2 protein-coding genes are annotated in these 850 nt (G+C 67.1%); one reads left to right on the top strand and one right to left on the bottom strand.

What is annotated here, in order from left to right; all coding sequences use genetic code 11:
* A partial coding sequence (locus tag A5698_RS15400; RefSeq protein ID WP_231967421.1) for an ABC transporter permease occupies positions 1-475 on the top strand: 475 nt, incomplete at its 5' end.
* On the opposite strand, the gene A5698_RS15395 is transcribed toward A5698_RS15400, so the two are convergent.
* On the bottom strand, positions 472-850 hold a 379-nt coding region (locus tag A5698_RS15395; RefSeq protein ID WP_197506788.1), incomplete at its 5' end, for a pyridoxamine 5'-phosphate oxidase family protein. The genes A5698_RS15400 and A5698_RS15395 overlap by 4 nt on opposite strands.

The raw sequence follows: 850 nt of genomic DNA, 5'->3' as shown, positions 1-850 counted from the left end.
CGGGTTCATCCGCTCGGACACGCTGCAACCGTCGCATGCGGCGCTCATCACCCGGGCGGACACGTTCTTCCTCGGCAACCGCAGCATCGAGTTGTTCGTCGACATCGCGGTGACGACGGTGGCCGCGGCGATGGTCGGGTTGGCGCTCTCGGCGTTGGCCAGATCCAACGAACAGATCATGCCGCTGCTGGTGGTCGCGATCATGTCGCAGCTGGTGTTCTCGGGCGGCATGATCCCGGTGACGGACCGGATCGTGCTCGATCAGATGTCCTGGTTCACGCCCGCCCGTTGGGGTTTCGCGGCGTCCGCCTCGACCATCGACCTCATCCGCTTGGTGCCCGGCCCGCTGACACCCAACGATCGGCACTGGGACCACACGTCCGGCACGTGGCTGTTCGACATGGCCATGCTCGCGCTCATCTGCATCGGTTACACGACGTTCGTGCGCTGGCGGATCCGGCTGAGCAGCAGCTAGCGCAGCGTGCCGGAGACGATGGCCTCCGCGGTGAACGTCACGCCCCGATCGGTCCCGTCCTCGTCATGATCATCATCGGGCCACACCACCGCCGCGGTGCCCGAGACCGCAACGGTGGCACCGGTGGTGAAGTCGATGAACAGGACGGCCGCCGCGGGATCGACCGCGATGTTGCCCAGGCTGTTGAACATGTTGTTGCCCGGATAGTCGGGCCACCAAAGCCGGTTACCGTCGAGCCGGACGAAACCCGCTGGGCCGCCGCGGTGCGACGCGTCGACGCCGCGGGTCGGATGCTCGGTGCCGAGGAAGAACGTGTCCGCCCGGGTGATGAGCGCCGCATGCGACGGTTGCAGCGTGTCCGAGCGGATGAACCCG

The organism is Mycobacterium sp. E136 (assembly GCF_001666865.1).
Taxonomy (GTDB): domain Bacteria; phylum Actinomycetota; class Actinomycetes; order Mycobacteriales; family Mycobacteriaceae; genus Mycobacterium.
The sequence above is the reverse complement of the archived record's forward strand: the minus strand, read 5'-3'. Positions and strand labels throughout refer to the sequence as shown.